Raw genomic sequence first — 26531 nt, forward strand, 5'->3', positions numbered from 1 at the left:
ATCTGATGCCCACATGATCACTCCGACTCCCCTCATGCGCCTGGTGGCCGGCGTGTGGGGGTTCAAGACCCTCGCTGTGGGCGTCGAACTCGGCCTGTTCACGCGGCTCGCCGGTGGTCGGACGATGACCGTCGAGCAGGCCGCCGCCGAGCTCGGTCTGGCCGACCGCCCGGCGGACCTGCTGCTGGCCGCCAGCGCCTCGCTCGGCCTGCTGGAGAAGGCCGGCGACGGCTACCGCAACTCCGAGTTGGCCGAGCAGTTCCTTGTCGAAGGCAGCCCGTACTACTTCGGCGCTCAGGTCCGCTACTCCGACCTGCGCACCTATCTGCCCTGGCATCGCATCGGTGAGGCGCTACGCACCGACCGGCCGCTGACCTGGGATCCGCAGGCGCAGCAGTCGATGTTCGACACCACGGATCCGGAGATGCTGGCGCAGTTCTGGGACGCCATGTACTCCACGTCCAGCTTCACCGCCGCCGCGTTGGCGGAGGTGTACGACTTCTCGGCGCACCGTCGGCTCCTCGACGTCGGCGGCGGGGCCGGCGCCTTCCCGATCGAGTTCTGCCACCGCCTGCCCGACCTGCGGGCGACCGTGCTGGACCTGCCGCACGTCTGTGTACGGGCGCGGGAGCGCATCGCGGAGGCCGAGCTGAGCGGTCGGATCGACGCGGTGGCCGGCGACTTCCTGGCCGACCCGGCGCTGCCGGACGGGCACGACGTGATCCTGCTCAGCATGATCCTGCACGACTGGGACGAGCCGACGAACCGGGCGCTGCTGGCCCGGTGCCACGCGGCGCTGCCGCCCGGCGGGGCGATCGTCATCTGCGAACTGCTGCTCAACGATGAGCGCACCGGCCCGCCGGAGGCGGCCCTGATGGGCATGAACATGCTGGTCGAGACGGAGGGCGGCCGGAACTACTCGGGCGCCGAGTACGCCGCCTGGCTCACCGACGCCGGTTTCGTGGACGTGCGGACGGTGCCGTTCGACGCGCCCGGCGCCAACGGCGCGGTGCTGGCCCGCCGGCCCTGACCTCGGACGACACCCGGCCCCGGTGCGAACCGCGGGCCGGGTGTCGCGGCGCCGGGCGGCGCTGGCGTCCGATCGGCTACCGGGACGGTTCAGGCGCGAGCGTTGGCCGGCTGCTTCATGAAGTCCATGATCGCCTTGTTGACGTCGTCGGCGTTGGTCCACGGGAGACCGTGCGGCGCGCCCTTGAGCGTGATGAGCTGGCCCGTCGGCATCATCGGCGCGAGCCGCTGGCCGGTCACCGGATAGGGCAGCACGTTGTCCTTGTCGCCCTGCACGATCAGCAGCGGCACGTCGACCTTCGGCAGGTCGGGCCGGAAGTCCTCCTGCCAGGCGTCCACGCTGTCATGGGTGCCCTTGGCCGAGGCCATTGCGCCGATTTGCCAGTGCGCCCGGTACGCCTCTTCGCTGACCAGCTTGCCCTTGTTCTCGCTGTAGTTGAAGAACGCGTCGCAGAACTGGGTGAGGTAGGCGAAGCGATCCTTGATGATGGCCTGCTGGAAACCCTTGAAGAGGCTCGTGTCGACGCCCTCCGGGTTGTCCTTGGCCTTGGCCAGCATCGGCTGCAGCGGGCTGAGCACCACGGCCCGGCTGACTCGCTGGGAGCCGTAGTTGCCCAGGTAGCGGATCACCTCGCCGGTGCCCATCGAGTGACCGATCAGGGTCACCTCGTTCAAATTCAGTTCGGTCATCAGCACGTCGAGGTCCGCGGCGAACGTGTTGTAGTCGTACCCGAACGTCGGCTGGGCGGAGTTGCCGAAGCCGCGCCGATCGTAGGTGATCGTCCGGTATCCGGCGTTGAGCAGCTGTGTGGTCACCTTTTCCCAGGTCGCGCCGTTGAACGGGAAACCGTGGATCAGCACCACCGGTTTACCGGATCCGTGGTCCTCGTAGTACAGGTCGATGGGCGCGGAGTTTTCGGTACCCACGGTGATGAAAGGCATGTTCGTCTCCTGCTCCGGTTCGGGCTGTCGGACGCCGTCGCTTTCCCGGGGGGACGGTGGATATGCCGGCCGCCGACAGCGCCCGCCCGGGTCGACGGTCGACGGCACAAGCGGTCCATCCCATCGACATTTATCGACGCTCTCGCTAGGGTTGCCGGTAGGAAAGTTTCGCGCGTACGGGAGGTGGGCATGCCTCGACGAATCCGCACGGGGGTCGCCGCGTTGGCGGTCGGAGCGGCCACGGCCGCGCTGGGCGCCACGCCGGCCCACGCCGACCCGGTGGTGCCACGGCACGCCATCGTGGTCTGCCAGAGCGCAAGCTTCTACGCCAACTACGACTCCGCCGGTGGCCCCACCGGCCTCAAGCGCACCCTCGCCTACGGCAACAGGATCGGCCACACACCGGGCGCGCACCCGGTCTACAACGGGTGGGCCGCGTCGTTCGACTTCGGCCCCAACGACTGGGGCTACCTGCGCGCCGAGTGCATCGGCGGGTACGACTCATGGTGAGCCGACGCCGCACCCGGGCGACGGCCGCCCTGCTGGCCGGGATCGTCGCCGCGACACTCGCCATGCCTTCCCCGGCCCAGGCCGCCAACGGCACGATCGGCCAACGGGAGACGGTGTGCGCGAGCGACCTGTTCGTCCGCACCCAGCCCAACGGCGCCTGGATGGGCACCCTCTACCAGGGCCAGACATTCCTCGTCGAAGGTCCCCGCAGCGGCGGCTACGTCTATGGCTTCGCCTACGGGCACATCAACCGCCGCGGCTGGGTGCAGGACGGCTGGTTCTGTTGACCGTGCCCGCTGGCGCCACGAAACGGCGGGACAGGGCTGTACCGATCGGGCCGCGACGGCCTAACCTCGGGTCGTGAGCCTTCCGCCCCGGCTGCGGGCCGTCAGTGACCTGCACGTCAGCTACCCGGAGAACCGCTCGTTCGTCCAGGAGCTGCGCCCGGACCACGACGACGACTGGCTGCTGGTGGCCGGCGACGTGGGCGAGCGGTACGCCGACATCGAGTGGGCGCTCGCACTGCTGAGCAGCCGGTTCGCGAAGGTCGTCTGGGCGCCGGGCAACCACGAGCTGTGGACGCCCCCGGGCGACCCGGTGCCTCTGCGCGGTGAGGCCCGCTACCGCGAACTGGTAGGGCTGTGCCGGCGGCTGGGGGTCGTCACCCCGGAGGATCCGTATCCGGTGTGGGACGGCGTGGGCGGTCCGGCCACGATCGCTCCGCTCTTCGTGCTGTACGACTACACGTTCCGGGTGCCGCAGGCGCGCACCAAGCAGGAGTCACTGGACCTGGCGTACGAGGCCGGGGTGGTGTGCACCGACGAGGCGCTGCTGCACCCCGACCCGTACCCGAGCCGTGAGGCGTGGTGCGCCGCCCGGGTCACGGAGACCGAGCGCCGGTTGGCCGAGCGGGACCCGGCGCTGCCGACGGTGCTGGTCAACCACTACCCGCTGGTACGGGAACCCACCGACATCCTGCGGTACCCGCTCTTCGCCCAGTGGTGCGGCACCGTGCGCACCAGCGACTGGCATCTACGGTTCGGGGCGGCCACCGTGGTCTACGGGCACCTGCACATCCCCCGCACCACGTTCCACGACGGGGTGCGCTTCGAGGAGGTCTCCCTCGGCTACCCGCGGGAGTGGCGGCGGCGCGGGCCAGTACCCGACCCGGTGCGCACCATCCATCCGGCGGACGACGCGCGCCGGCGCTCGTCCGTCAGCGGGTGAGGCCGACCAACGTGGCCAGACGCGCCACGCCGGCCGGTGCCGGCTGCGCGCGCGCAACATCGGCGATCACGGTACGCGCCAACGGCCGGCACCGGACCTCGGCCGGCGCGATGCTGTCCGCGTCGACCAGGGCGCGTGCCGCCCCGCGCAGGTCACCCACCTGGAGGTACGCCCGCGCGACGTCGATCAGGTGCGCGCCCCGATACTCGGCCGGCAACCGCTGCCAGCCCTCCCGCCGCACCGTAGTCGAGTGCCGTCGTAGCGCCTCGGCGGCGTCACCCCGTTGCGCCGCCACCAACGCCCGCGCCACCTCGACGGCGACCGGCCCGAAGCTGGTGTGGTGCTGGTCGTCGTACCCCCGAAGGTTGGCGGCGACTCCCGCGGCCCGGTCGGTCAGCTCATCGGCGCGGCGGCTCTCGCCGCAGCCGGCAGCGGCCAATGCCGCCTGGAGCAGCAGCGTCCCACCCACCGCCCACTCCCGAAGATCGCCCTGACCCCGATGACCACCTCCTCCCCCGTGATCGCCCTCACCCCGGTGATCAAGAGGTTTGGGGGCGGTTTGATCTCCAAAAGTCCCGCTAACCTCTTGATCATCGGGGTGGGACGAGAGTGGAAGGACGCGGTCGGCGGCGGGGAGCAGCGCGGCCAGGGCCAGGTGGTCCTGACCTTGCGCACGCAGTGCTTGGCCTACCGAGATGGCTGCTGTCGCCGCGAGCACCGGGTCCCCACCCGCTACGGCCATCGCCCGATCGGCACTCAGCCACCCGAGGTCGGCCTCGTCGAGCTTGACCAGCAGCGATGAGGTGATCCGGTACGCCTGCACCAGCAACTCCGCCGACCACGCGCCCTGGGCGGCGTTGAGCAGGCCCGGCAAGAGGCGCACCAACTGCCCGTAGTGCGCGTGCTGGTAGGTCAACCAGGCATGCCCAACCTGCCGTCTCAACTCGTCCGTCGGCGGTGGAGCCTGCGGGATGTCGTAGCGGGCGAGAGCGGCCCGGATGCCGTCGACCCCGTCTGTCGTGCCGGCAGGTGTGCTGCGCTGCTGGCCGAGCAGCACCTCGGGGTCGACCCGGAGGACGTGGGCCAGCTCCTGGATCACCGAGTACCGGTCCAGAGTGCGGGCGCCCCGCTCGATCTTGTCCACCCAGGACTTCGACCTGCGCAGCCGGTCGGCGAGCATCTGCTGGGTCATCGACCGCCGCACCCGCCAGTTCGCCACGCGGCGGCCGATAGGAATGTCATCGCTGGTCACGCCGCCACCGCCGGTCCGGGACCGCGCGAGTCGTGTCCTCCACGGGTACGCGCTCCGCCTCGGCCTGGGCGAGCAGGCGCTGTTTGGCAGCCTCCCGCTCGGCCACCTCTGACTGTTCACCTTTGCTCGCCGGCTCGTCGCCTCGCCCGGTTCGTCTGCCGCTCATCCCCCACCTCACGGATCGGGGCGCGACGTGCACGTGAAGGAGTTGGCAGTCGCACCCGGCACGCTAAGACCTGCTGGCAGGTCCTTGAGCGATACCTAGGTGACAGCCTGTGACGATCATTGGCCACGATCCAGACGGATCGCGTCCGCTACTGTCCTCCGAGGTGTCCGCCTGCGGCGGCGGACAGGTCGGCGGACAGCTCCAGGAACTCGTCCGCAGCGCGCGTCCTGTCCTTAACGGCGACGATCATGCGACCCAGCTCAGCGATACGGTCAACGGCGCGCTGCGACCGCGCCGAGCGCGCCAGAGCCACGGACCGACCCGCCGCGACCACAGCGTGCTCAAGCTCTCCGGCCTGCAGCAGCGCTTCCGTGAGCCAGCTGAGATACAACGAGGTCTCGCGTGGAGAGTCGTCGCCGTAGCGAGCAATCGCACCCTCTAGGATGGGCACCGCCCTAAGCGGACGGCGCAGCTCAGTCCACACGCGCCCAGCCATGACCTGAACCTCATCGTGGGTCAACCAGTACGCCCATGAAGGGGCGTCGTCCAGGTCGCAGCGCTGATAGACCTCCCCGACATCCCTTAGTGCTCGTTCGGCAAGATTCGCCTCACCCATTCGTGCGTGCGCCCAGGCAAGCCGCTCCAGCAGTAGGGCGTGTCCGGTGGCTTCGGTCGCGTGCCGGCCACCGACGTACGCCGATCGAGCCAAGGTGACTGCCTCGCGTCGGTCGCCAAGATTCGCCTCAAGATAGGATAGGCTGCTGAGGCAGTTGGCCGCACTGGCAGTGTCGCCACCAGCATGTGCAGCCCGCATCCCATTCAGATAATGCTGACGCGCTTCAGCGACCCGGCCAGAGTCCTCGGCGACGAAGCCCGCCAACTGACAGAGGTCAGCGATGACGACGAGCAGTCTCCGATTTACTGCTTCCCGATAGCTGCCCTCGCGAAGCAGGTCGGCGGTGGCGGCTAACTCGGCGGAGACCATTTTGTAGGTCTCTACACCGCCCACGTGGTCGTCCAGCCGTCGAAGCTGACGGACTCGATCTTCGATGCGAGCCACCGCCTCGTTCCCGACCCGCCGGCCCGCGCTCAGTTCATATCGCTGTGGTGGCTCGGTGATCAGCCATTGATGGGCCAACGCGGAAGCGTTCTCAGAGCTGGGCGTCCGCGTGACCAGCAGGTCGGCGAGCTGTTCCGCATCGCACCGCATCCCATCGGTGACCGCCCACTCCTTCTCAGCGCCAGGGACTACGGCAAGCGCAACCAGCATCCCGCCCGCTCCTAAAGCAGTATCCAAACGCTGCGCAGTGTTCAAGGTCGGCGTCTTCCGACCGCAAGCGAGGTCGTGGAGGTAGCTCTTGCTGTAGAAAGTCCTTCCAGCCAGCGCACGATAGCTTACTCCGCGACTCTTGATCAGTGTCCTGAGTTGTTCGGCGAAAGGCGAGGCGAATTCGGACATCACTGCTCCCGACGGGGCCGCGGTAGGCAACCGCCATTGCCGGCAATTGCCACTTCGGACAGTACATCGGCCGAGCCCCGCAGCGCAGCTCCTGGCCGTGGAGGCAGGTGCGGCCAACGGGTGTGGCAGACCGAGGCCGGGCAGGTGCAGCCGACAGTCAGCGGCCAGTCGCCTGAGGTGCGCCGGACGATCCAAGATTCCTCGGACGAACCGGAACGAGGGTTGGGCTCAGAGGACTCGGCCCGAGTCCGACGTGGACACCGAAATGGGGAGGCCCGATCGAGCAACCTAGTGCATGATCAGTGCATGGCCGCTGATCCCTACGATGGGTATGTTCAAGCACTGCTTGACCTGACCCTATCTACCGAGCATGACCTAGCGGCATCGGACGATGACGACGAATTCTTCCGGCTGATAGAGGATTCCGTCGCGGAGTTCGAAGATGACCTGCTAGGTCTTGCAGACCGCACATGGGAAAGCAGAGCAGGGCTAGAACGGAATCTCGGCGAGAAATTTTTTCTCGCCTTCAGGGCTCTAGACTCGATACTCGCAATCACTTACGCAGCGACTCGACTTCTGACTACAGGACGGTTTCAACATTCGAAGCGCCCTCCTCACCCGGTCCAATACGCAGCTTCGGCTCTACTTTCGAGATCAGTTGGCATCGGCCATGAGGTTTGCGCGATGCTGCGGGCTGGATTTCCTGGGGGTGAGTACGCACGCTGGCGGACGCTCTACGAGCTAGACGTAGTAGCAGCGGTCTTGAGGAAGGGGCCGCGCGGGACAGCGGCGAGATACATCAATCATCGGCATCCTCCACTCCGGAGCAAGGTCCGACGATATTCAGATCCTGTGCGCTTTGACGGTTAAGACCATAGGCGAAATTGCCGACTCGATTATCCACATGTGGAAGAGTTACGATCCATCTGCAAGCCTAAACGTGCTCGTCGGATTATTCGGTGAACTCAGTCTGACCCTGCAGCTCGACGCCTTGAGCAGTGCGCGCACCACTGGGACATCAAAAGCATCATGATGCGCCCAGCGAGTCCGATCAACGGTGTTCGAATTGCTGCCTTATGCCTTGCTGGGCCCCTTGGCCATCCCGTCGGCCTTCGTCCGCACATCCGTGGAGTGGATGATGCCTGCCCGGTCAAGGTGGAGCACCCCGCTGTCTGAACGACCTTGACCGGGCAAGGCCCGTGCGCTGCGCCCACTCACGGGGTGAGGGGCGACCGCCGGACGACGTCCGGCGGCCGCCCGAGCCTCGATCAGCTGGCGTAGACCTCCAGGGTCGACAGTTGCCCGGCCGGCCACCCCGTGTTGCCGGTGACGGTGATCCGCACGTAACGGGCCTGAGCCGCGCTGAACGTGAGCAACACCTGGTTGCCGGTAGCCGGGTCGAAGGTCCGTCCGGCCGCCGCGACGAGGGTGCCGAAGCTGCCCCCGTCGGTGCTCCCCTGCACGGCGATGGTCTGCGTCCGACTACCCCAGGCCGACGACGGCGGCAGCTTCAGCACCACCCGCCCGACCGTGCGGGTCGCGCCCAGGTCGACCTGGACCCACTGCGGGAACGCGCTGTTGGCGCTCTCCCAGTAGCTGTTCGGGTCACCGTCGACCACGTTGCCCGACGCGTAGCTCTGAACGTGGCTGCTCTCCGTGGTGGGTCGTCCCCGGGCGAGGTCCGCGTTGGCCGGCGCGTCGGTGGTGACGGTGACCGTGTTGGACGCGGCGGAGGTGTTGCCCGCGGCGTCGCGCGCGGTGACCGTGAAGGTGTACGAGGTGGACGCACTGAGCCCACTCACGGTTGCCGTGGTGCCGGTGACGGTGGCGACCACCGCGCCGCCCTGGCGCACCTGGTAGCCGGTCACCCCGGTGTCGTCGGTGGAGGCCGTCCACGCCAGCGACACGCTGGTCGCCGTCCGGCCGGTCACCGTGAGGCCGCCCGGCGCGGTCGGCGGGTTGTCCGGTGTGGTGCTCCCGGCGTACACCTCGACCTGGGCGAGCTGCGCGGCTGGCCAGCCGGTGTTGCCGGCGATGCTGAGCCGGATGTGGCGGGCCGTGGTGGTCGGTAGCGTGCGGGTGACGGCGTTACCCGTCGCCGGGTCGAAGGCGAACCCGGCGGCCGGGGCGATAGTGCTGAAGGAACCGCCGTCGACGCTGCCCTGCACGGTGATGGTTTGGGTACGCGCGCCCCAGCCGGCGGGCAGCCGCACCACGAGTTTGTTGACCTGATGGCTGGCGCCGAGGTCGACCTGCCACCAGTGCGGGAAGGATCCACCACCGCTCTCCCAGTAACTACTGGCGTTCGAGTCCACCGCGTTCGACGCCGGGAACCCGCCGCCCTGGCTGCTCGCCGAGGTGGGCCGGCCGGCGGCCAGGTTTCCGCCGGTGGGCGGGGGTGGGGTGCCGACCATCGGCGGCGTGGGACGCACCGCGGTGAGCGCGAGCTGACCCTTGAGCATCCGGCCGCCGTCGGCGGTGATGCGCAGGTAGTAGTCGGCGGAGCAGGCGACGCCGTCCTCGTCCAGGGCGCGGATGTTCGCGCGGCCGGGGTGGTGGCCTGGGTCTCGGACGTCTTGGCGATCTGGTTGCCCTCGTTGTACTCGTCGAACATGGACACGTAGAGGCCCTGGGAGCCGAGCCGGACCATGTTGTAGATGTGCCGCCAGTAGAAGTCGCCGTGCTTGCGGTGCCCCCCGGCAAGGTCGCCGGGCATCACACAGGGCAGGTAGTCGATGCCGCGTGCCGCGCAGTCGGCCATGTCGCCGACGTTGACGTTGTTGTAGTACGAGTCCAACTCCTCCACGGTCCGGGCCCGGTAGACCATCCACGGCGAGATCGCGTGGAACGCGTGGTAGACGTCGAGGAAGCCGGGGCGGGAGTCCTCGATCCCCTGCCGCCACCAGGTGGGCACGCCGCCGATGACGTAGCAGCCCTGCGCCTTGAACCAGTTGACGACCTCCAGGCACGGCCCCGGGGTGAAGGGTCGGCTGGGTTCGCTGAAACCGAAGCCCCAGATGCACACGACCGGCTTGCCGTTCTGCCGGGCGTACGCGGACGACGCGGTGTGCGCCGCCATCTTCGTCGTCCAGTCGGTCTTGATCTCCGATTGAAAGCTCAGCCAGTCGGTGACGTCGTACATGATGTAGAACTTGCGGCCGTAGCGTTCGGCGGCGGAGCGGACCTTCTGGGTCATGGCGTCGCGCGTCGGGCCCTCGCCGCCCATCGGGTTGAACCGTTGCAGCGCCGCGGTGTCGCAGCCGTACTCCTGCATCCACCGGAAGTGGGTGTCCACCGTCTGCTGGTCGTAGGACGAGAAGAGGGTCGCCGGCGAGCCGTTGCCGAGGTTGGGGTAGGCGGTGGGGTAGCTGTGCGTGTACTCCCGCATGTCCGGCCAGGACACGATGGTGGTGTTGGCGGGCGAGGGCGGCTGGAACCGGTCGCGGCTCCAGTGCCACCAGCCACCGATCGGCGCCGAGTCGCCGGGAGCGCTGAACCAGCCCTGGTAGCCGACCGTCACCTTGCCGACCACGTCCCCGGGGGGACTGGCCGCGTGCGCGGGGCTGGCGAGAAGATCGGTGGTGGAGGCGGCGGCGAGGGCGGACCCCGCCAGCACCGACGTGACGAACCTGCGGCGGGAGACCGCCATGACGACCACTCCTTCGGGACGGAAGGCATTGACGGTCATCGTGGCAGCAGTGGTCGCCATCCCGCAAGAGTTCGACTGATCGATGAAATTAATGGCCAGTGGAGCGGAAGTAGTCGAGCGCCCCGCCCCTCGAACGTCGAGGGGCGGGGCTGACGCCCGTTCAGGCCGAGAAGTTGCGGAAGAGCAGCGACGCCAGGCCGAGCGCCAGCGCCAGGTTGAACACGGTGGCGCTGGCGAACACCGCCACGGGCCGCCAGCCGGCCTCCCGCAGGGACGCCACCCGGACCTCCAGGCCGATGCTGACGAAGGCCAGGATGAGGAACCATACGCGCAGGTCGTTGACGATGGCGACGGTGGCCTTGCCGTCCGCACCCGCCGCGTCCAGGTACCACGTGGCGATGACCGAGGCGGCGATGAAGCCCAGGACGAACTTGGGGAAACGCCGCCACAACTCGCCGAGGCCCGGTCGGGCGGCCCCGGGCCGCCGCTCCACCCGCAGCGTGAAGTACGCGGTGAGCGCCACGGCGACCACGCCCATCAGGGCGTTCTGGGTGACCTTGACGATGCTGGCGATTTGGAGCGCCTCCTCGCCGGCGAGCGCCCCGGCCGCGGTGACCGCGGCGGTCGTGTCGATGTTGCCGCCGATCCAGGCGCCGGCCACCGCGTCGGAGAGCCCGAACACGTCGGCCAGCCAGGGCAGGATGAAGATGGACGGCAGCGCGAAGACGATGACCAGACTCGCCGTGTAGGCCAACTGCTCCCGGCGCGCCCGGACCGCGCCGGCGGCGGCGATCGCCGCGCTGACCCCGCAGATCGATACCGCCGAGGCGAGCAACGCCCGCAGCTTGTCGTCGAGCCCGAACCGGCCGGCCAACCACCAGGTGAACAGGAAGACCCCGCTGATCAGCAAGATCGCCTGGGCGATCGCCGGGCCGGCCGCGCTGGCGATGACGGCCAGGTTGATCGACGCACCGAGCAGCACCAGACCGGTCTTGATGAAGAACTCGGTGCGGAACGCCGCGGCGATCCGGTCGCGCCACCCGAGCAGCGTGACCGCGAAATTGCCGAGCAGGCCGAGCAGGATCGCGTAGACCGGGTACTCGATCGCCGCCCCGATGTCCTCGACGGCGGTGCCGTCGGCCCAAACCGGGACGTTCTGCTCCAGATAGCGGGTGAGCGCAGCGAGGCCGACCACGATCACCAGACCGAGCGTCGTCCAGGCCCAGAACACGCCGCCGCGCGCCGTGCTGGTGGGACCGGCCGGGTCGACGGTCGCGGGCGGCCGGCTGTCCGGCTTCGGCTCGACGGCGTCGACCGGCGCGTCGACGGCACGGGTCACGTCGGCGGCCATCAGGGCACCAGCCCGGCGGGGATGGCACCGAGCAGGACCAGAGCGAGCAGGCCCAGACCGAGGATGGTCGCCGCCCAGTCCTCACTGAAGGCAAGCCTCGACTCCCCGGCTGTTGGTGGGGTGGACGGTGACGGATCAGTGGTCATGACGTACCTCCACAGGGACCGATCGGTATTGCCCGAGTTTTCTATCGGGAAGATAGGAAATCAAGACCGTATTCTCCGCCCCACAACAACGGGGTCGGAGCCATCTCGGCTCCGACCCCTCGTCCGGTACGTTCGTCGTTCGTCGCTACGGAGTCGGGTACTCCGCGAGGTAGACCGGCGTGCCGACCCTGGTCATGTCGGCCGCGTCACCGACGCCGTTGACCACGTGGTCGATCGTGCCGGCGCTGAGGTTGACGGTCATGATGTGGTGCAGCTTCACGCCCGGCCTGTTCGGGACCTCGAAGCCGTTCTCGGTGTGGATCGACGGGTTGTTCTGGTTGAAGACGTAGACGCCACCGCCGTACAGGGTGTGGTGGCGCACCTGGTCGCCGACCTTGTACCCGGCCCAGCCCTCGCCCGGCCCGTTCATCCAGTCGGCCTGCGTCGGCGGGTCGTACGGCAGCTCGTTCTGGTACAGGATCGTGGTGCCGTACTCGCCGTTCCAGAGCGTGTTGTAGCGCTGGAAGTGCTCGACGAACAGGCCGGTGGCGGTCACGTGGTCGCCGTTGACGACAGCGCCGTAGCGGCCGGTGTTGGTACGCCAGCGGTCGGTGTCGCCGTTGACGCCCTCGGTGAAGCCCTCGACGCCGTGGTCCCCGCGCCACACCCAGGTGTGGTCGATGAGCACGTTGTCGCTGTTGACCTCCAGGGCGGTGTTCGTCCGGCCGATGTGCGGGCCGCCGACCCGGAAGTACACGTCGGACAACGTGGTCGGGTTGGCCGGGCTGCTGGCGTTGCGCCCGTGCTGCCGACCCACCCGCAGCAGCACCGGCGACTCGACCCGCCCCGCGTCGATCGTGACACCGGCGACGATCACCCCGGGGACGCCCGCGACGTCCAGCGGGATGGCGCCGTTGACCGCGGTGAGCGTCGCGTGCCCGATGCCCAGCACGACGGTGTCGGGGCGCCGCACCTCGATGCTGCGGGCGATGTCGTACGTGCCGGGGGTGAGCAGCAGGTGCTTGCCCCGCGCCAACTGGCTGTTGATGACGTGCACCGGGTCGGACGGCTTGGCGATGAAGAAGTCGCGGATCGGGATGCTCCGCCCCGGCGTCACGCCGTCCGCCCAGGAGATGCCCCGGCTGTCGCGCCGCGCGGCGGGCACCCGCACGTTGTACCCACCCTTGTCGTCGACGAAGAGGTACGGCTTCTCCCGGCTCAACGGAGTGGTGTCGAGGGTGGTGTACGGCGGGTCGGGGAACGTGGCGTCGTCCGGCGCTCCCTCGACTCCGGCGAAGACCTGGTTCCACACCGCGTTGGACCAGCCGGCGACCTCGCTGTTGCGGGTCAACCACTGCTGCTGCGAGCCGTTGGTGGTGGCCGGCAGCCGCGAGTCGGCGATGAATCCGCCGCTTGCGTACTGCGGGCCGGCGGTGCAGTAGTCCATCAGCGACAGTCCACCGCCGGTGACGTTCAGTCGGCGCATCGACACCGCCTGGGACACCGCCCAGAAGTTCGCCGTCGACCGGCAGCCGTCCTGACCGGCGGCGTTGATGGTGAGCGAGAGGTTGGACAGGGTGCGCCAGAAGTTCACCAGCGCCAGGCAGTTGCCGGTGCCGCCGTCGGCCAGGCAACGGTTGTAGACCTCGATCTTGCCGTTGACCGTGACGTCGGTGGGTGCGGCACCCAGGCCGGAGACCTCGGTGTAGTAGCCGACCTTGGCCTGCAACGGCTGCTCGGTCGTGCCGTACGTGCCCGGCTTGAACAGGTAGGCGTGCCGCTCGGTGCCCATCTCGTTGTCGACCTGCCGGGCGTGCGCGGCGTCGAGGGTCTGCTGGATCTCGCCGACCGGCATGGACGGGTCGAAGATGGTCACGTTCGGGCCGAAGTCGGGAGCGCCGTACGTGGGGCGGCCGGCGGTGGCGGCGGTGCTGGTCGTCGTAATCGTGGTGGTCACCAGCAGGGCAAGGAGGAGGGTACGACGGGACCTGCGGCGTACCCGGGTGGACGGGGTTGTCATGTGGTTCGTCCTCTCCGCTGGCCGGATCGTGCTTCCGGGGCAGCTGGGGCGGTGAGAGCGCTCTCTGACCTCCACGGCCGAAGATGGGGCGAGGCCGAAGGGGTCGACATGTTTCTACCCGCTAAATCAGCCGCACGCCATGACCGCGCAGAACGAACCACCCCACCCATCGGGTCGATCATGGAGTTGTGGTGGTGTACAAAACCGCCTTCGGTTGCCATAACGCCCACCGCAAGTCCATGATCGACCGGGTGACTCGCCGCTAGGGCTCTTCGCTCAGGAACTCGTCGATCATCCGGGCCAGCCAGCCGGGGGGGGGCTGGCCGAGATGCGCGGCGAGCACGAACGTGCCGCCGCCCTGCACCGGGAAGGGCTGCGCTGGGCCGAGGAGCTGGGCCTGTGGCCGCAGGTCGGCACCGAGCTGTCCTGGCTGGCGTGGCTGGCGGTGCAGATCCGCGACTACCCGCAGGCCCGGGAGCTGGCCGAACGCGCGTACCGCCTGGCGGAGGAGCAGGACTCCCCCAACGCGCTGGTCTCCGCGGAGACGACCCTCGGGCTGGCCGCCCGCCGCGACGGCAAGCTCGACCTGGCCGTCACCCACCTCACCCCCTCGCCGAGCGGGGCCCTGGAGCACCTCCGTGTTGTTCCAGGTCGGGTTGGTGAGGGTGGTCGAGGCGACGTACTTCTTGACGTTGTTGAAGTACGCCGCGCCGGTGTTCGGGTCGCTCTCGTCCTGCTGCGGCCAGGCGACGGACATGCCGTCGTAGGTGCGCCCGGCCCATCAGCATCGCGTCCGCCTCGTCGGTCTGCTCGCCGGCGAGGCTGATGGCCTCCTCGTCGAAGTACAGCGCGGTCCACATCGGGTTCTCGATGACGCCGTCCAGGGTGATGTAGGTCGAGTTGATGAGCTTGCGCATCGGAATCTCCTGGGTGTCGGTCGCGTTCTCCGGTGACACCCAGAACTCTGCCGGCCCCCGCTTACGATTCGCTTCAGGTGTCCTTGCCCGGGCCCGGAAGCGGGTCGGTCAGCGGGATCGGCAGCGCCTGCGTGGCCACCGTGCCGCCGGCGGTCGAATGCTCCGGCGCCGGACGCTCGCCGGTGCGGCTGTGCAGCCGCCCGCGCCCGGCCGGGCCGGCGCGCCGGGTCACCTCGACGGCCACCATCCGCACCGGCGGTGGCGGCACGGTGAAACGGCCGGCGCCCCACCGCACCCAGATCGGGACACGACCGGCTTCCGCCTCCGCGTTGAGCTTCTGCACCGTCCGGGCCGGTCGGTGTGGTCGACCTCCACGACCACCGGTGGGCCGTCCGGCCGGGCGCACGCCACGTCGAGGACCGAGTGCCGCTGTTGAAGTGGCGGCGGCAACGGCAGGACGCTGGGCGCGCGCCGGTAGACCCGCCAGCCCTGCGCCTCGGCCCACCGCACCACCGAGTCGATCACCCGCGCGGTGACCTCGTCGGTGTCCAGGTCGACGAACGTCAGGTCGGCCAGCCAACGGTCCAGGTCGGCGGCCAGCCGCTCGCCCTGCGCCGTGACGTCCACCGGCGCAGGATAACGCCTTGGCCGGACCGCTCAGCGGTACGGACGACGCGAGCAGGGGCCGCTGTACTCGGCGCGGAGCGCGGTGCAACGTCCTGAACCCCGATTTCGCCCCTGTGCATTGACATTCTTTGCTGGACCACGTACGTGTTGCAGAACGATGTGACGCAGCGTCGCGGCACGGAATCAGGGAGTACACGAATGGCGGAGGGCGTTGGATCGACCGTGCCGCGCCGACAACTCGGCCCGCTGCTGCGGCAGTACCGCAACGAAGCCGGGGTGACACTCGACGCCGCCGCCGAGGCACTGGAGTACAGCCGGCAGAAGATCTGGCGCATCGAGTGCGGCACCGGCTCCGTCCGGGTGCTCGACGTCAGGGCGATGTGCGAGCTGTACGGCGTGTCGCCGGAGATGACCGCGACGATGCGCGGCCTGGCCGTCGAGACGAGATCCAAGGGCTGGTGGCACGCCTACGGCGACGCGGTGCCGAGCTGGTTCGAGCTGTACGTCGGCCTGGAGTCCGCCGCCTCGCATCTGCGGCAGTACGAGGAGACCCTGGTACCCGGCCTGTTGCAGAACCGCCTGTACGCCCTCGGCCTCGCGCGTCTTGACCAACCGTCGATCACTGAGGACGAGCGGGAGCGCCTGGTGGAGGTACGCCTGCAACGGCAGGCTCTGTTGACTCGACGCCTGCCGCGGCCACCGCGCCTGGAGACGGTGCTCTCGGAGGCGGTGCTGCGCCGCGTGGTCGCTGGTCGGAACGTGATGATCGGGCAACTCACGCGGCTGCTGGAGGTCGCAACGATGCCCAACGTCAGTGTGCGTGTGCTGCCGCTCATCGCGGGCCCGCACGCCGGGGCGGTGGCGGGCTCGTTCGTGATTCTTGACTTCCCACCTACCAACAGCGGTCACGGCGCGCCGGAACCGTCGGTGGCCTACAGCGAATCGCTCACCGGCGCGCTGTACCTCGACAAGCCCGAGGAACTGGCGGCGTTCAACGGGGTGTGGCGGAGCCTGGAGCGGCTCGCTCTGGATGAGGCACAATCGACGGACATGATCAAGCGGGTCATCGGGGAGGTACAGCATGACTGACCTGACCGGCGCGGTCTGGCGCACCAGCACCCGCAGCGGTGGCAACGGCGGCAACTGCGTCGAGGTCGCCACCAACCTTCCCGGCGTGGTGCCGGTACGCGACTCGAAGGACCAGCAGGGTCCGGTGCTGCGCTTCTCCCCGGCCGCCTGGACGGCGTTCGTCGCGTCGGTCGACACCCAGCGGTTGGCTGACCACGTCGTGTGCGAGGGCTGCCATGCATGATCGACACGGCGTCAGCGATGTCGGGGTATCGCGCTGACGCGGATACCCCGACATCGCCGAACTGGAGTTGATCAAGGCCGAGGTGCGGCCGGGGTCACCTCATGTTGGCGACCACGAACGGCGCGTGGCCGTGCAGGTAGTTGGTCCACCCACCGGTCACCGGCGCGCCCGGGCTGAGCAGATTGGTGGTGTCGGTGCCGACGTCGAGCTTCCAGGCGGTCCAGGAGATGCCGTTCGCCTTCATCCAGTCGATCCACGACTGGGCCTCCGGCAGGCAGGCCCGGCCGTCGAGGCCACCGTCGGCGTTGCTGGCGCCCCACTCGGTGACGAACAGCGCCAGGCCGGCGCGGATCGCCGCGTCACCCTTGGCGCGCAGTGACGCGCCGTGCGTGCACGAGTAGAAGTGCAGCGTGTACATCAGATTGGTGCCGGCAACCGGGCTGGCCGCCGCGACGTCCACGTCCTGCGACCACGTCGGCGTGCCGAGCACGACGATGTTGTCCGGGTCGGCGGCGCGGATCGCGGAGACCACCGCCTGGTGGTACGGCTTGATGACGCTGGTCCAGCTGAACTGCAACGGCTCGTTCCAGGGCTCCCAGATGACGTTGGGCAGGTGGCCGTAGCGGCGGGCCAGATCGCCGAAGAACGCCACCGCCTGCGACTGGTTGTTCTGCGCCTCATGGGCGTGCCAGTCGACGATCACGTACACGCCGGCGGTGACCGCGTTGTTGATGATGGTCTCCACCTGCGTACGCGCCCTGGCCGGGTCACTCAGGTACGCGCCGGCCGGCTCCACGCCCATCGCCGCGCGGATCACCTGGAGGTTCCAGTTGTCCCGCATCCAGGTCAGCGCGGAGAGGTTCTCGGCGTACGGGGCGGTCTCCCAGTTGAGCCACATGCTGCTGATGCCGCGCAGCTGCACCCGCGCGCCGCTCCTGTCGCACATCGTCGTGCCGCAGACCCGCAACTGCCCGTACCGCTCGACCGGCGTGCCGGCGGTCGGCGGCGGAGTGGTGGGCGGCGGAGTGGTGGGCGGCGGCGTCGTGGGGGGTGGAGTGGTGGGCGGCGTGCCGCCGGTGCACGAGGCGCCGTTCACGGTGCAGTTCACCGGCGTGCCGGAGCCGTTGACGAGGAAGCCGAACGAGGTCGACGCACCGGCGGCGAGTGTCCCGTTCCAGGACAGGTTGGTGAAGGTGTAGTGACTGCCGGAGGTCGCCTGCTGCGCGTTCCACGACTGGCTGATGCTCGTGGAGGCTGGCAGGTCGAACTCGACCCGCCAGCTGGTGATCTGCGCGGAGGTGTTGTTGGTGACGCTGATCTGGCCCTGATAGCCGTTGCCCCAGTTGTTCGTCACGGAGAAAACGGCGGTCGCCGCGCTGGCCGGCGTGGCGACCATCGCCACCCCGCCGGCGAGCAGGCCGGCGACGGCCAGAGTCGTGACAAGTCTCAGTGTGCGCATGCTGAACCCGCTTCGGATCGAGGGAGATGCCTGAGGCGGGGCGGCGCCTGCGCGCACAATATCGACCAGTAACGATATATTGCAAGCTGGGTCAGCGTCGCCGCCAGCCCCAGCGGCGCGAACCGGCCGACCCACCCTTCTCCCGGGCCAGCATCTCGGCCGCGAGCCGTAGCTTCTGGGCGGGCTGCTCGCCGGCCGGGCCCAGCGTCTCCACGAATCGGTTGCCCATCGACAGCACCATGGCCGCCCGGTCGAAGTCACGGATCAGTGCCAGGCACTGCGCGTACACCCCGTAGGTGTTGGCCATCTCCCAGAAACTCAGCGGGCGCGTCAGGTCGAGCAGCCCCTGCCGCAGCTCACACGCCCGCGACGCCGCCAGCGTCGCCTCCCGGAGGCTGTCGCCCGACGACGGCCGGGTGAGGTGCCGATGCAGCAGCGCGGTCGCCTGGTTGTGGTACGCCGTGCCCATCGCCTCCCGGGTGCGGGGCCCGGCCGACGGCGGATCGCCGGCGGCGGTCAGACCCACCGTGACCGCCCGTTCCAGCAACTCCCTGCGGGTGGCGGGTTGACCGGCGGTGAACGCGGTCTCGGCGAGATCCACCAACGCGGTGATCAGCTCCGCGAGCGCGTCGTCCCGGGGCGGTGCCGCCACGTTCCCGCCCTCGGCCGCGACCGCGTCGTACACCCGCTCGAAGATGGTGACCGCCTCACTGCCGGGAGCCATCGCCTCCGCGGACCGGCCACGCGCGGACAGCAGCATGCCGCGCCGCCACAACGCCCGCGCCAACTGCTGCTGGTCGCGTCGGCCGGCCTGACCGGGATCGCGCACCGCCCGCCGGTAGGCGTCGATCACCCGTACCCACAGGTGGTCGGCCTCCGCCCAGGCTCCCTGCCGCTGCGAAAGCTCCCGTGCCTGCTCGAACAGCCTGTCCCGCTCGCCCGGTCCCAATTCCCGCACCGCCCTCCACGCCAGCCATCTGCGACACCACCGCCGCGGACAGTGAATGTCATCGATTCTAGGCTGGTTGCTGGCACATTCCGGCATTCGCCGGGCGAAACGGGGACCGGCTCGACCGGGCCGGCCCCGAGGCGCTCAGGCCGCCGGGCGTACCCGGTAGGCCAGGTGGGTGACGCCGTTGCCCTCGACGACGGTGATCGGGCCGTCCAGCTGGAGTGGCGCGATCTTCAGGTCGGCGAAGAGCGGGATGCCGGCACCGAGCACAACGGGCACGAGGTCGACGTGGACCTCGTCGAGCAGGCCGGCCTCGACGACCTGGGCCGCGATGGTGCCGCCGTTGACACCGACCTCCTTGTCACCGGCGAGCGCCTTCGCCCGGTCGATGGCGCTCTCGATGCCGTCGGTGACGAAGACGAAGGAGTCGCCCTCCGGCTTCCAGCCATCCGGCACGCTGTGCGTGACCACCACGACGGGCACGTCCATCGGATGCCGGCCACCCCACCCGTTGGTCATGTCGAAGAGCCGCCGGCCGACGACGAGGGCGCCGGTCCGCTCGTTGAGATCCCGCAGGTGCCGGGCACTCGCGGCGGACGTCCGGAAGGTCATCTCGGGGTTGGCCGTCGGCGTCTCGACGTCGCCGTTGGCGTACCACTGGAAGAGGTGCTCGAAGCCACCGTGGGACGCGTTCGCGATGTAGCCGTCCAACGACATCGTCGCCCCGGTCGTCACCTTCGTCATCGATCCGCTCCTTGTTCATGCCGTGTCGGCTGGTCGGCGGGACCGGTGTGCCCGGCCCTCAACCCGTGGTCGAAGCCGACGCGACTATCCTCGACAGCTCCGCCGATCTTTTCTTGCCGAGGGTCCCGACCGCCGTCGATCAGCCCTGGTCGAGCAGCACCGCCTGGTGGATGTAGTCGCGCAGGGCCGCGCCGGGCAGGGAGTCCGCCGGCTTGAGCTTGACGTGTCGCGTCGTCTTTCCCACCCCGGCCAGCAGACCGTGGTGGTCGGTGAACTCGGCTCCGCGGGCGAACGCGAAGGTGACGTGGGTCTTGCTCAAACTGAGGATCGCCAGCAGCTTGGCGCCCTGCCAGGCGAGCGAACCTCGGCTGATCACTTCGCGGGCGCCGGGAGCGGACTCCCTCATCAGCTCACGCAGCGCGGCGACGACGCCGCTCTGCTCGGCGGGCAGCCGGCGCACGTACCCGTCGACGTCATGGTTGGTCATGGCTCGGTTCCTCCAATGGGTGCGCGGTTCAGCGGATCTGCGCGGCGACGGCGGCAGCGGCGGCGGTCGCGCCGGTGTCGTTGAGGTGCAGGTGGTCGCCCTCGTCGTAAGCGGGTCGCAGGGCGTCCGGGTCGGCCGGATCAGCGAGGACCCGGTCGAGGTCGACGACGGCGTCGTACTCGCCACCGGTGCGGATCCAGCGGTTCACCTCGTCGCGGACCCGCTCATTCGCCGGGGTGTCGTAGTTGTCCGCGTGCTTCATGGGCGGCATCGTGACGCCGATGATGGTGACCCCCTGCGCCCGGGCGGCCCGGATCAACGCCCGGTGACCGTCGATGAGCTGGCCCGCGGTCACCACCGGCGAGGCGCCGCAGCCGAAGTCGGGCCAGCCACCGCCGCCGATGTCGTTGATGCCCATCAGGACGACCGCCACGCGGACGCCCGCCAGCCCGAGCGCGTCGCGCCGGAACCGGGTGACGCCCCGCTCGCCGTAGCACGGCGAGTCGGCGAGCAGCTTGTTGCCGCCGATCCCGGCGTTGGCGACGGCAAGCGGGCGACCGGTGGCGACCAGGCGTTCGGCCAGCTGGTCCGGGTAGCGGTTGTTCGCGCCGGGTGTGGAACCGTAGCCGTCGGTCTGTGAGTCGCCGAACGTCACCACCGTGCCCCCGGTGCGCGGCGAGCCGGCAACGTCGACGCCGGCCAGGTGGTACCAGGACTGGCTGGTTTCGCCGGCGAACGCGGCAGCGCGGTGGTCGAAGCGGTGATCGCCCTCGGCGCGGTACGTGTTGGTGAGTCCGTCCTGGTGGAAGGTCGCCGGGGCGGCGGGACCGGCGAAGTACAGCGTGACGGTCACCGCCTCCAGCGCCCGTACCGGCAGGAGCACCGGGTCGGAGGTGGTCTCGGCGCCGACGGGCACGGTGGTCGACCGCCGCAGGTCGAAGGTGACCGGACGCAGGGTGCCGGGCCGCACCTCCGCCCCGGAGGTGGGTCGGCCGATGGTGGCGCCGGTCAGCCGCAGCGGTTGACCGCCGTACCGGTTGGACAGTCGGATCCGGATCAGGGAGCCGGCGGCGCTGACCCGGACCACCTGGCGGACCGACTGGTCCGCGAAGCCGGGGACGGACCAGTTCGGGCCGTCCCATTCATTGCCCGGCACCGGGTGGTGGTGTGCCGCCGACCAGGCCGTCGACCAGCTGCCGGGGCCAGCGTGCCCAGTGGTCGCGGCGCTCGCCGGGACGGCCGGCGCCAGCAGGCACAGTGCGGTGAGTACGGGGAGGATGCGACCTGTCGACAGCGACATGGGAGTGTCCCTTCGGGAACGGTTGGTGGGTGAGACGATGTGGTTCACCCTGCTCCGACCGCCTTACCGTTTCTTTACGGTGTTCTCTCCTACGGCAGGTGGGAGCCGTATCCTGGCCGCCATGCGGTTCGGGGTGCTGGGCCCGTTGACGGTGTGGACCACACGCGGTGCGGTCGTCGCCGTCCCGGGGTTGAAGGTCCGGGCCCTGCTCGCCGCGTTGCTGCTGCACGAGGGGCAACCGGTGCCGGCGGATCGGCTCATCGACTACCTGTGGGGCGACGCGCCGCCGGCCAACGCCGCCGGCGCTTTGTCCGCCAAGGTGTCCCAGCTGCGCCGGGTGCTGGCCGACGCCGAGCCGGGCGCTCGGGAACTGGTGCGCTCGCCCCCGCCCGGCTACCGGATCCTCGTCGATCCCGACGATGTCGACGCCGCCCGCTTCCACCGGCTGGTGGCGGAGGCTCGCGGCGAGCAGGACAGACGATCCCGCGTCGCGCTCTTCTCGGCGGCTCTTGCGCTGTGGCGGGGGCCCGCATTCGCCGACTTCCGCGACGAGCCGTTCACCGCCGTCGCCATCGCCGGACTGGAGGAGCAACGGCTCCTCGCCACCGAGGACTCTCTCAGCGACCGACTGGCGCTGGGCGAACACGCGGAGGTCGTCGGTGATCTCGGCGATCTGCTGGCCCGGCAGCCGCTCCGCGAACGAGCGCGTGGTCTGCACATGCTCGCCCTGTACCGCGCGGGACGACAGTCCGAGGCGTTGAGCAGCTACGACGAGCTGCGCGTCCGGCTGCGCGACGAGTTGGGGCTCGACCCCGGACCGGAGCTGGCCGCTCTGCACCGGCGCATCCTCGCCCACGATCCGACGCTGGCCGTGCCGCCGGTAGCCGCGATCCCGGCCAGCCGGGCCGCCGAGCCGACCGCCCCCGCGCGGACGAACCTGCCGACCCCGTTGACCGAGCTGATCGGGCGCGAGACCGAGGCCGCCGAGCTGGCGGAGGAGGTGGCGCACAGCCGGCTGGTCACCCTCACCGGCATCGGCGGGGTCGGCAAGACCCGGCTCGCCCTGGAGGTCGCCCGGACGTCCGCGTTCCCGCACGGGGCGGCGCTGGTGGAGCTGGCGAGCATCGAGCGGTCCGACGCGCCCGACCTGGTGGACGCGTTGGCCGGTCTGGTGCTGGCGGTGCTCGACGTACGCGACGCCGCCGAGACGGGCACGGCGAGCACGCCGATCGACCGACTCACCCGGGTGCTGGGCGACCGCCACCTCCTGCTCGTGCTCGACAACTGCGAGCACCTGGTGGAACCGGTCGCCGAGATGACCGCGACGCTGCTGAAGGCGGCACCCGGGTTGCACGTGCTGGCGACCAGCCGCGAGCCGCTCGGGCTGGCCGGTGAGGTCGTCTGGGCCGTCGCGCCACTGCCGCTACCCGATCCGACCAGCGGGACCGACGTGGCCGCGCTGGAGCGCTCCAGCGCGGTGCGGCTCTTCGTCGCCCGGTGCACCGCGGCGGACCGCGGCTTCGTGCTCACCGCCGAGAACTCCGTGTCCGTCGCCGCCCTGTGCCGCCGGCTCGACGGGATCCCGCTGGCGCTGGAGCTGGCCGCCACCCAGGTCCGCGGGCTGGGCGTGCACGGTCTGGTCGCCGGGCTCGGCGACAGGTTCCGGTTGCTGGGTGCCCGGCACCGGGGCGTACCGCCTCGGCAGCGGACGCTGCTGGCGATGCTCGACTGGAGCTGGCAGCTGCTCACCGAGCCGGAGCGGGTGGTGTTGCGACGGCTGGCCGCGTACGCCGACGGGGGTGGCATCGACGCGGTGCGGGCCGTCTGCGCGCCCGACGGCGTGCCCGCCGTGAGCGTCGCGGATCTGTTGGCCCGCCTCGTCGACCGGTCGTTGGTCGTCGTCGCGGCCCGCGACGACACCCCGCACTTCCGGCTGCTGGAATCCGTCGCCGCCTTCGGCGTGGACCAGATGAGCGCGGCCGGCGAACTCGACCAGATCCGCCGGCGGGCCCACCGCTATCACGCCGATCTGGCCGAGCAGGCGCATCACCACCTGCATGGCCCGGACCAGGGCCGCTGGTTGCGGCGGCTCGACGCCGAGTCCGCCAATCTGCGCGGCGCGCTGGATGCCGCGGTGCGTCAGCGTGACGGGGACCTCGCGCTGCGCCTGGCCAACGCGCTGAGCTGGTACTGGTTCCTGCGGGGCCGGTTCGTCGAGGCGCGTCGGCGACTCGGGGCGGCGCTGGACTGCCCGGCAGATGGCGCCGCCGCCCCCCGCGCCCGGGCGGTGGCCTGGCATCTCGGGTTCGCTCTCCTGTCCGGCGACGTCGCGGACTGGCCGGCGCGCCACCGCGCGGCCGTCGAGGGGTACGCGGACGTCGACGACCCGCACGGCCGCCTTCGCGCGCTGTGGTTCCTCGCCTACGCGGAGGTGGACCTCGGTGACGTGGCGGCGACCGGCGACCTGCTCGACCGGGTCCTGGCCGAGGCGCGTCCGCGGGGCGACGAGTGGGTCGTGGCCGCCGCGCTGGGCCTGCGGGCCAAGCACGCGCACGCCCGGGGAGACGGGCCGGCGGTGGCGCGCGACGGGGCCGAGAGTGCGGCGCTGTTCCAGCGGCTCGGCGACCGGTGGGGGCTGATGCAGGCCACGGAGTGGCTCGGCGCCCAGGCGGGCATGGCCGGTGACTACGAGCGGGCGGACCGGCTGTTTCAGGACGGGCTCCGCGTCGCGGAGGACCTGGGTCTGCGGTTCGAGATGTCCGGCCAGCTCTGCTGGCTGGGCTGGGTGGCACTGCAACGGGGTGACTACCCGCAGGCGCGGCAGCTCTGCGCTCGCGGGCTGCGGCTGGCCACCGAGCAGGGCTCTCCGCTCGGCATCGTCTTCGCGGAGCTGTGCCTCGCCGCCGCCGCGCGCCGGGAGGGCCTCCTCGACATGGCAGAGGCTCACCTGCGCAACCTGCTGGACGCGGCCGCACGGCAGCAGGACGGCCCCGGGCAGCCTCTCTACCTGACCGGAGTCCTCGGCGAGCTGGGGTACGTCGCCGTGGGACTCGGTGCCGACCAGGATCCGTGGCAGGTGCGTGGTCGGCGTGGCCGCCGCCGCCGGCGACCGCCCCGCGGGACGCGGCCCGGTTGCTCGGCGCGGCAGCCGCGAGCCGGGAGGCGACGGGGCTCCCGCTGGCCCCGGCCGACCGACCCGACGTCGAACGGGCGACCGCTGTGGCCGTGGCGGGGTTGGGTGTCGAGGACTTCGCCGTGGCCTACGAGCAGGGACGGCGGCTGTCGCCCGAGGAGATCCGTCGCGTCGTTCGGCGTTCGGGCCTGGCGGTCCTGCCCCGCTAGCCAGGGCGAAGGCCACTCGGCGCAGCGGGCCTTGGTGCCTCCGTCAGGGACGCAACGCGTTGAGCACCAGGTCGGCGTACCGACGCCACACCGCAGGGTCACGCTCGTCGAGCACGATGAGCTGCCGGACCGCCCCGCAGAGGAGCACCCGGATGTCCAGCTCCCCGGCGTCCGGGCGGATCTTGCCGGATGACCGGGCCGCCGCCACCAGCTGCCCGATCAGGCCCAGGATGCGCGCGGCGGGCACCAGCCTGCCCTCGAAGAACGCGTCGGCGAGAACCCGGTCGCGTGCGAGGCGTCCGAACAGGTCGGGCACGAAGGAACACCACTCCCGGTACGCGTCGGCGCCGTCGAGCGCCGCGCGGGTGCGCTGCTCCAGCTCCTGGAACTGCTGCTGGACGACGGCGACGATCAGGTCCTCCTTGCTGGGGTAGCTGCGGTACACCGTCGCGCGACCCACCCCGGCCCGGTCCGCGACCTGCGGCACCGTCACCTGGAGACCCTGCTCGGCGAAGAGCTCCCGGGCGGCCGCGATGACCCGCTCCTGGTTGCGACGGGCGTCGAGACGCCGATGAGGAGCATCCGGGTCGCTCGGGGTCGGCGGGGTCATGGTCTCAGTCTGCCCGCTCGGTATCGGCGGTCAGCAGCGGCTCGTCGCCGTACACGGTGGTGACGTCGACGTTGAGCACCGTGGCCACCCGGCCGAACGACCAGTAGTAGCCGATCACCTGGAGCACCTCGACGATCTCGCGCTCGCTGAGGATCTGCCGCACCTGGCCGAAGAGATCATCAGGAACGCGCGGTGACCGCACCACCTCGGCGGCGAACCGGATGAGCGTCCGGTCGTACGCGGAGAGGTCCGGGCTGTCGGTGTCCCGGCTGCTGATGATCTCGCGGATGGCTCGGTCGACGCCGGCCGCCTCGGACATCGGACGGTGTTGGGCGGCCACGAACTCGCAGTCGGTGTACTCGGCCACGGTCAGGATGACCAGTTCCCGCGAGCGGGCGGGCAGCTCCAGCGAGGCGAACTGTGCCCTCGCGAGCTGGATGAACAGTTGCACCGTGCCGATCGAGTGGGTCAGCATCTTGACCATCGGGTCGGGCGGCAGGGCGGACAGGACATCGCGGACGTCGTCCGGAATCGCGTTCGGGTCGGGGTCGGCAAGGCGGGGCATGGCTCTCCTGTGCTGGTCGTCGAGATGGTTCAGGCGCTCAGGTCGAAACCCGTCTCGCTGAGGTGGCGGAAGCGGCCGTCCTCGGCGTACGACCCGAAGATCGCGATCTCCCGCCTGGCGGTCGACCCGTCGGCGAGGGTGATCTCGTAGATGTGTCGTTCGGCGTAGTGGCGACCGTCGCGCAGCTCGTCGAGGACGCGCACGGTGCCGCCGAGGATCTGACCGCGTACCCGGGTCACCATCTCGACGAATGCGGCCCGATCGAGGGTCTCGCCGTCGCTGCGGTGGGTGTAGTCGGGGGCGTAGAACTCGTCCAGCGCCTCGGCCAGGTCGCGGGTGGGCTCGAAGACCACCGCGCGCAGGGCGTCGCTGATCCGTACCGGAATCATGGGGCTCCTCGTGTCGCCGTCGCGGCATATCCGGACTCGGAGGTCCGCTTAGCCACCACCGTACCGGACTCCCGAG

Annotated in this window: 26 protein-coding genes and 2 pseudogenes; 9 read left to right on the top strand and 19 right to left on the bottom strand. The window is 70.1% G+C overall.

The window, feature by feature from the left end:
- Positions 1–13: 13 nt before the first annotated feature.
- Positions 14–1030 carry a methyltransferase gene (locus JNW91_RS05435; protein WP_203173827.1) on the top strand — a complete coding sequence of 339 codons (1017 nt, stop codon included), beginning with the start codon at positions 14–16 and terminating at the stop codon, positions 1028–1030.
- A gap of 89 nt (positions 1031–1119) precedes the next feature.
- Here the strand turns inward: JNW91_RS05435 and JNW91_RS05440 are convergent, their stop codons facing one another.
- Positions 1120–1971, bottom strand: a complete 852-nt coding sequence (locus tag JNW91_RS05440) for an alpha/beta fold hydrolase (RefSeq protein WP_203173828.1) — start codon at positions 1969–1971, stop codon at positions 1120–1122.
- Between the two features lie 189 nt (positions 1972–2160).
- Between JNW91_RS05440 and JNW91_RS05445 the strand changes: the two genes are divergently transcribed.
- From JNW91_RS05445 to JNW91_RS05455, 3 genes are all read left to right on the top strand, one after another.
- The gene (locus tag JNW91_RS05445) at positions 2161–2481 is read left to right on the top strand and encodes a hypothetical protein (RefSeq protein WP_203173829.1); all 321 of its coding nucleotides are present in this window, start codon (positions 2161–2163) and stop codon (positions 2479–2481) included.
- Positions 2475–2768 (top strand): hypothetical protein, encoded by a 294-nt coding sequence (locus JNW91_RS05450; RefSeq protein ID WP_203173830.1) that lies wholly within the window; start codon positions 2475–2477, stop codon positions 2766–2768. The genes JNW91_RS05445 and JNW91_RS05450 overlap by 7 nt, the downstream gene beginning before the upstream one ends.
- A 73-nt stretch (positions 2769–2841) precedes the next feature.
- Positions 2842–3708 carry a metallophosphoesterase family protein gene (locus JNW91_RS05455; RefSeq protein WP_203173831.1) on the top strand — a complete coding sequence of 289 codons (867 nt, stop codon included), beginning with the start codon at positions 2842–2844 and terminating at the stop codon, positions 3706–3708.
- Here JNW91_RS05455 and JNW91_RS05460 read toward each other — a convergent pair.
- The 4 genes and pseudogenes from JNW91_RS05460 to JNW91_RS33480 form a co-directional block, all read right to left on the bottom strand.
- A complete protein-coding gene (locus JNW91_RS05460; protein WP_203173832.1) occupies positions 3698–4960 on the bottom strand; it encodes a helix-turn-helix domain-containing protein in 1263 nt (420 codons plus the stop codon). The genes JNW91_RS05455 and JNW91_RS05460 overlap by 11 nt on opposite strands.
- Positions 4961–5274: 314 nt before the next feature.
- On the bottom strand, positions 5275–6585 hold the full coding sequence (locus tag JNW91_RS05470; RefSeq protein ID WP_203173834.1) for a helix-turn-helix domain-containing protein: 1311 nt from the start codon (positions 6583–6585) through the stop codon (positions 5275–5277).
- 1268 nt (positions 6586–7853) lie between these two features.
- Positions 7854–8573 carry a galactose-binding domain-containing protein gene (locus JNW91_RS33475; protein WP_309244249.1) on the bottom strand — a complete coding sequence of 240 codons (720 nt, stop codon included), beginning with the start codon at positions 8571–8573 and terminating at the stop codon, positions 7854–7856.
- 75 nt (positions 8574–8648) lie between these two features.
- Positions 8649–9047: pseudogene (locus tag JNW91_RS33480) on the bottom strand (discoidin domain-containing protein); the annotation flags it as partial.
- A 912-nt stretch (positions 9048–9959) separates the two neighbouring features.
- On the opposite strand from JNW91_RS33480, the gene JNW91_RS33085 reads away from it, so the two are divergent.
- Both JNW91_RS33085 and JNW91_RS31915 read left to right on the top strand, forming a co-directional pair.
- A complete protein-coding gene (locus JNW91_RS33085; RefSeq protein WP_255544994.1) occupies positions 9960–10094 on the top strand; it encodes a hypothetical protein in 135 nt (44 codons plus the stop codon).
- Positions 10095–10163: 69 nt separating this feature from the next.
- Positions 10164–10313 carry a hypothetical protein gene (locus JNW91_RS31915; protein WP_238424408.1) on the top strand — a complete coding sequence of 50 codons (150 nt, stop codon included), beginning with the start codon at positions 10164–10166 and terminating at the stop codon, positions 10311–10313.
- An 81-nt stretch (positions 10314–10394) separates the two neighbouring features.
- Here the strand turns inward: JNW91_RS31915 and JNW91_RS05480 are convergent, their stop codons facing one another.
- The 6 genes from JNW91_RS05480 to JNW91_RS05500 form a co-directional block, all read right to left on the bottom strand.
- Complete coding sequence (locus JNW91_RS05480; protein ID WP_203173835.1) at positions 10395–11585, bottom strand: YeiH family protein; 1191 nt, start codon at positions 11583–11585, stop codon at positions 10395–10397.
- On the bottom strand, positions 11585–11731 hold the full coding sequence (locus JNW91_RS05485) for a hypothetical protein (protein WP_203173836.1): 147 nt from the start codon (positions 11729–11731) through the stop codon (positions 11585–11587). The genes JNW91_RS05480 and JNW91_RS05485 overlap by 1 nt, the downstream gene beginning before the upstream one ends.
- Positions 11732–11876: 145 nt before the next feature.
- Positions 11877–13751 (bottom strand): adenylyl cyclase, encoded by a 1875-nt coding sequence (locus tag JNW91_RS05490; RefSeq protein ID WP_203173837.1) that lies wholly within the window; start codon positions 13749–13751, stop codon positions 11877–11879.
- 262 nt (positions 13752–14013) lie between these two features.
- Positions 14014–14508, bottom strand: a complete 495-nt coding sequence (locus JNW91_RS31920; RefSeq protein WP_238424409.1) for a hypothetical protein — start codon at positions 14506–14508, stop codon at positions 14014–14016.
- A 233-nt stretch (positions 14509–14741) separates the two neighbouring features.
- Entirely contained in the window at positions 14742–14915 is a 174-nt protein-coding gene (locus JNW91_RS33845) for a hypothetical protein (protein WP_407664261.1), read from the bottom strand.
- Entirely contained in the window at positions 14897–15295 is a 399-nt protein-coding gene (locus tag JNW91_RS05500) for a hypothetical protein (protein ID WP_407664262.1), read from the bottom strand. The genes JNW91_RS33845 and JNW91_RS05500 overlap by 19 nt, the downstream gene beginning before the upstream one ends.
- Before the next feature lie 198 nt (positions 15296–15493).
- Between JNW91_RS05500 and JNW91_RS05505 the strand changes: the two genes are divergently transcribed.
- Both JNW91_RS05505 and JNW91_RS05510 read left to right on the top strand, forming a co-directional pair.
- Positions 15494–16384: a helix-turn-helix domain-containing protein gene (locus JNW91_RS05505; protein ID WP_203173838.1), complete on the top strand. Its 891-nt coding sequence runs from the start codon at positions 15494–15496 to the stop codon at positions 16382–16384.
- Complete coding sequence (locus JNW91_RS05510; protein ID WP_203173839.1) at positions 16377–16607, top strand: DUF397 domain-containing protein; 231 nt, start codon at positions 16377–16379, stop codon at positions 16605–16607. The genes JNW91_RS05505 and JNW91_RS05510 overlap by 8 nt, the downstream gene beginning before the upstream one ends.
- Positions 16608–16701: 94 nt before the next feature.
- Here the strand turns inward: JNW91_RS05510 and JNW91_RS05515 are convergent, their stop codons facing one another.
- From JNW91_RS05515 to JNW91_RS05535, 5 genes are all read right to left on the bottom strand, one after another.
- A complete protein-coding gene (locus JNW91_RS05515) occupies positions 16702–18066 on the bottom strand; it encodes a cellulase family glycosylhydrolase (protein ID WP_203173840.1) in 1365 nt (454 codons plus the stop codon).
- A gap of 91 nt (positions 18067–18157) precedes the next feature.
- Complete coding sequence (locus JNW91_RS05520; RefSeq protein WP_203173841.1) at positions 18158–19024, bottom strand: hypothetical protein; 867 nt, start codon at positions 19022–19024, stop codon at positions 18158–18160.
- A gap of 135 nt (positions 19025–19159) precedes the next feature.
- Positions 19160–19762 carry a dihydrofolate reductase family protein gene (locus JNW91_RS05525; RefSeq protein ID WP_203173842.1) on the bottom strand — a complete coding sequence of 201 codons (603 nt, stop codon included), beginning with the start codon at positions 19760–19762 and terminating at the stop codon, positions 19160–19162.
- 139 nt (positions 19763–19901) lie between these two features.
- Positions 19902–20249 (bottom strand): DUF1801 domain-containing protein, encoded by a 348-nt coding sequence (locus tag JNW91_RS05530; RefSeq protein WP_203173843.1) that lies wholly within the window; start codon positions 20247–20249, stop codon positions 19902–19904.
- A gap of 28 nt (positions 20250–20277) precedes the next feature.
- Positions 20278–21549: an SGNH/GDSL hydrolase family protein gene (locus tag JNW91_RS05535; RefSeq protein ID WP_203173844.1), complete on the bottom strand. Its 1272-nt coding sequence runs from the start codon at positions 21547–21549 to the stop codon at positions 20278–20280.
- Positions 21550–21670: 121 nt separating this feature from the next.
- On the opposite strand from JNW91_RS05535, the gene JNW91_RS05540 reads away from it, so the two are divergent.
- The gene (locus JNW91_RS05540) at positions 21671–25084 is read left to right on the top strand and encodes a BTAD domain-containing putative transcriptional regulator (RefSeq protein WP_238424410.1); all 3414 of its coding nucleotides are present in this window, start codon (positions 21671–21673) and stop codon (positions 25082–25084) included.
- A gap of 219 nt (positions 25085–25303) precedes the next feature.
- Here JNW91_RS05540 and JNW91_RS31925 read toward each other — a convergent pair.
- The 3 genes and pseudogenes from JNW91_RS31925 to JNW91_RS05555 form a co-directional block, all read right to left on the bottom strand.
- Positions 25304–25501: pseudogene (locus JNW91_RS31925) on the bottom strand (helix-turn-helix domain-containing protein); the annotation flags it as partial.
- 4 nt (positions 25502–25505) lie between these two features.
- Positions 25506–26066, bottom strand: coding sequence for a carboxymuconolactone decarboxylase family protein (locus JNW91_RS05550; protein ID WP_203173846.1), 561 nt, complete (start codon positions 26064–26066; stop codon positions 25506–25508).
- 29 nt (positions 26067–26095) lie between these two features.
- Positions 26096–26455 (bottom strand): hypothetical protein, encoded by a 360-nt coding sequence (locus JNW91_RS05555; RefSeq protein ID WP_203173847.1) that lies wholly within the window; start codon positions 26453–26455, stop codon positions 26096–26098.
- Between the last annotated feature and the right edge of the window lie 76 nt (positions 26456–26531).

It is taken from the genome of Micromonospora parastrephiae (assembly GCF_016802865.1).
Lineage (GTDB): Bacteria > Actinomycetota > Actinomycetes > Mycobacteriales > Micromonosporaceae > Micromonospora > Micromonospora parastrephiae.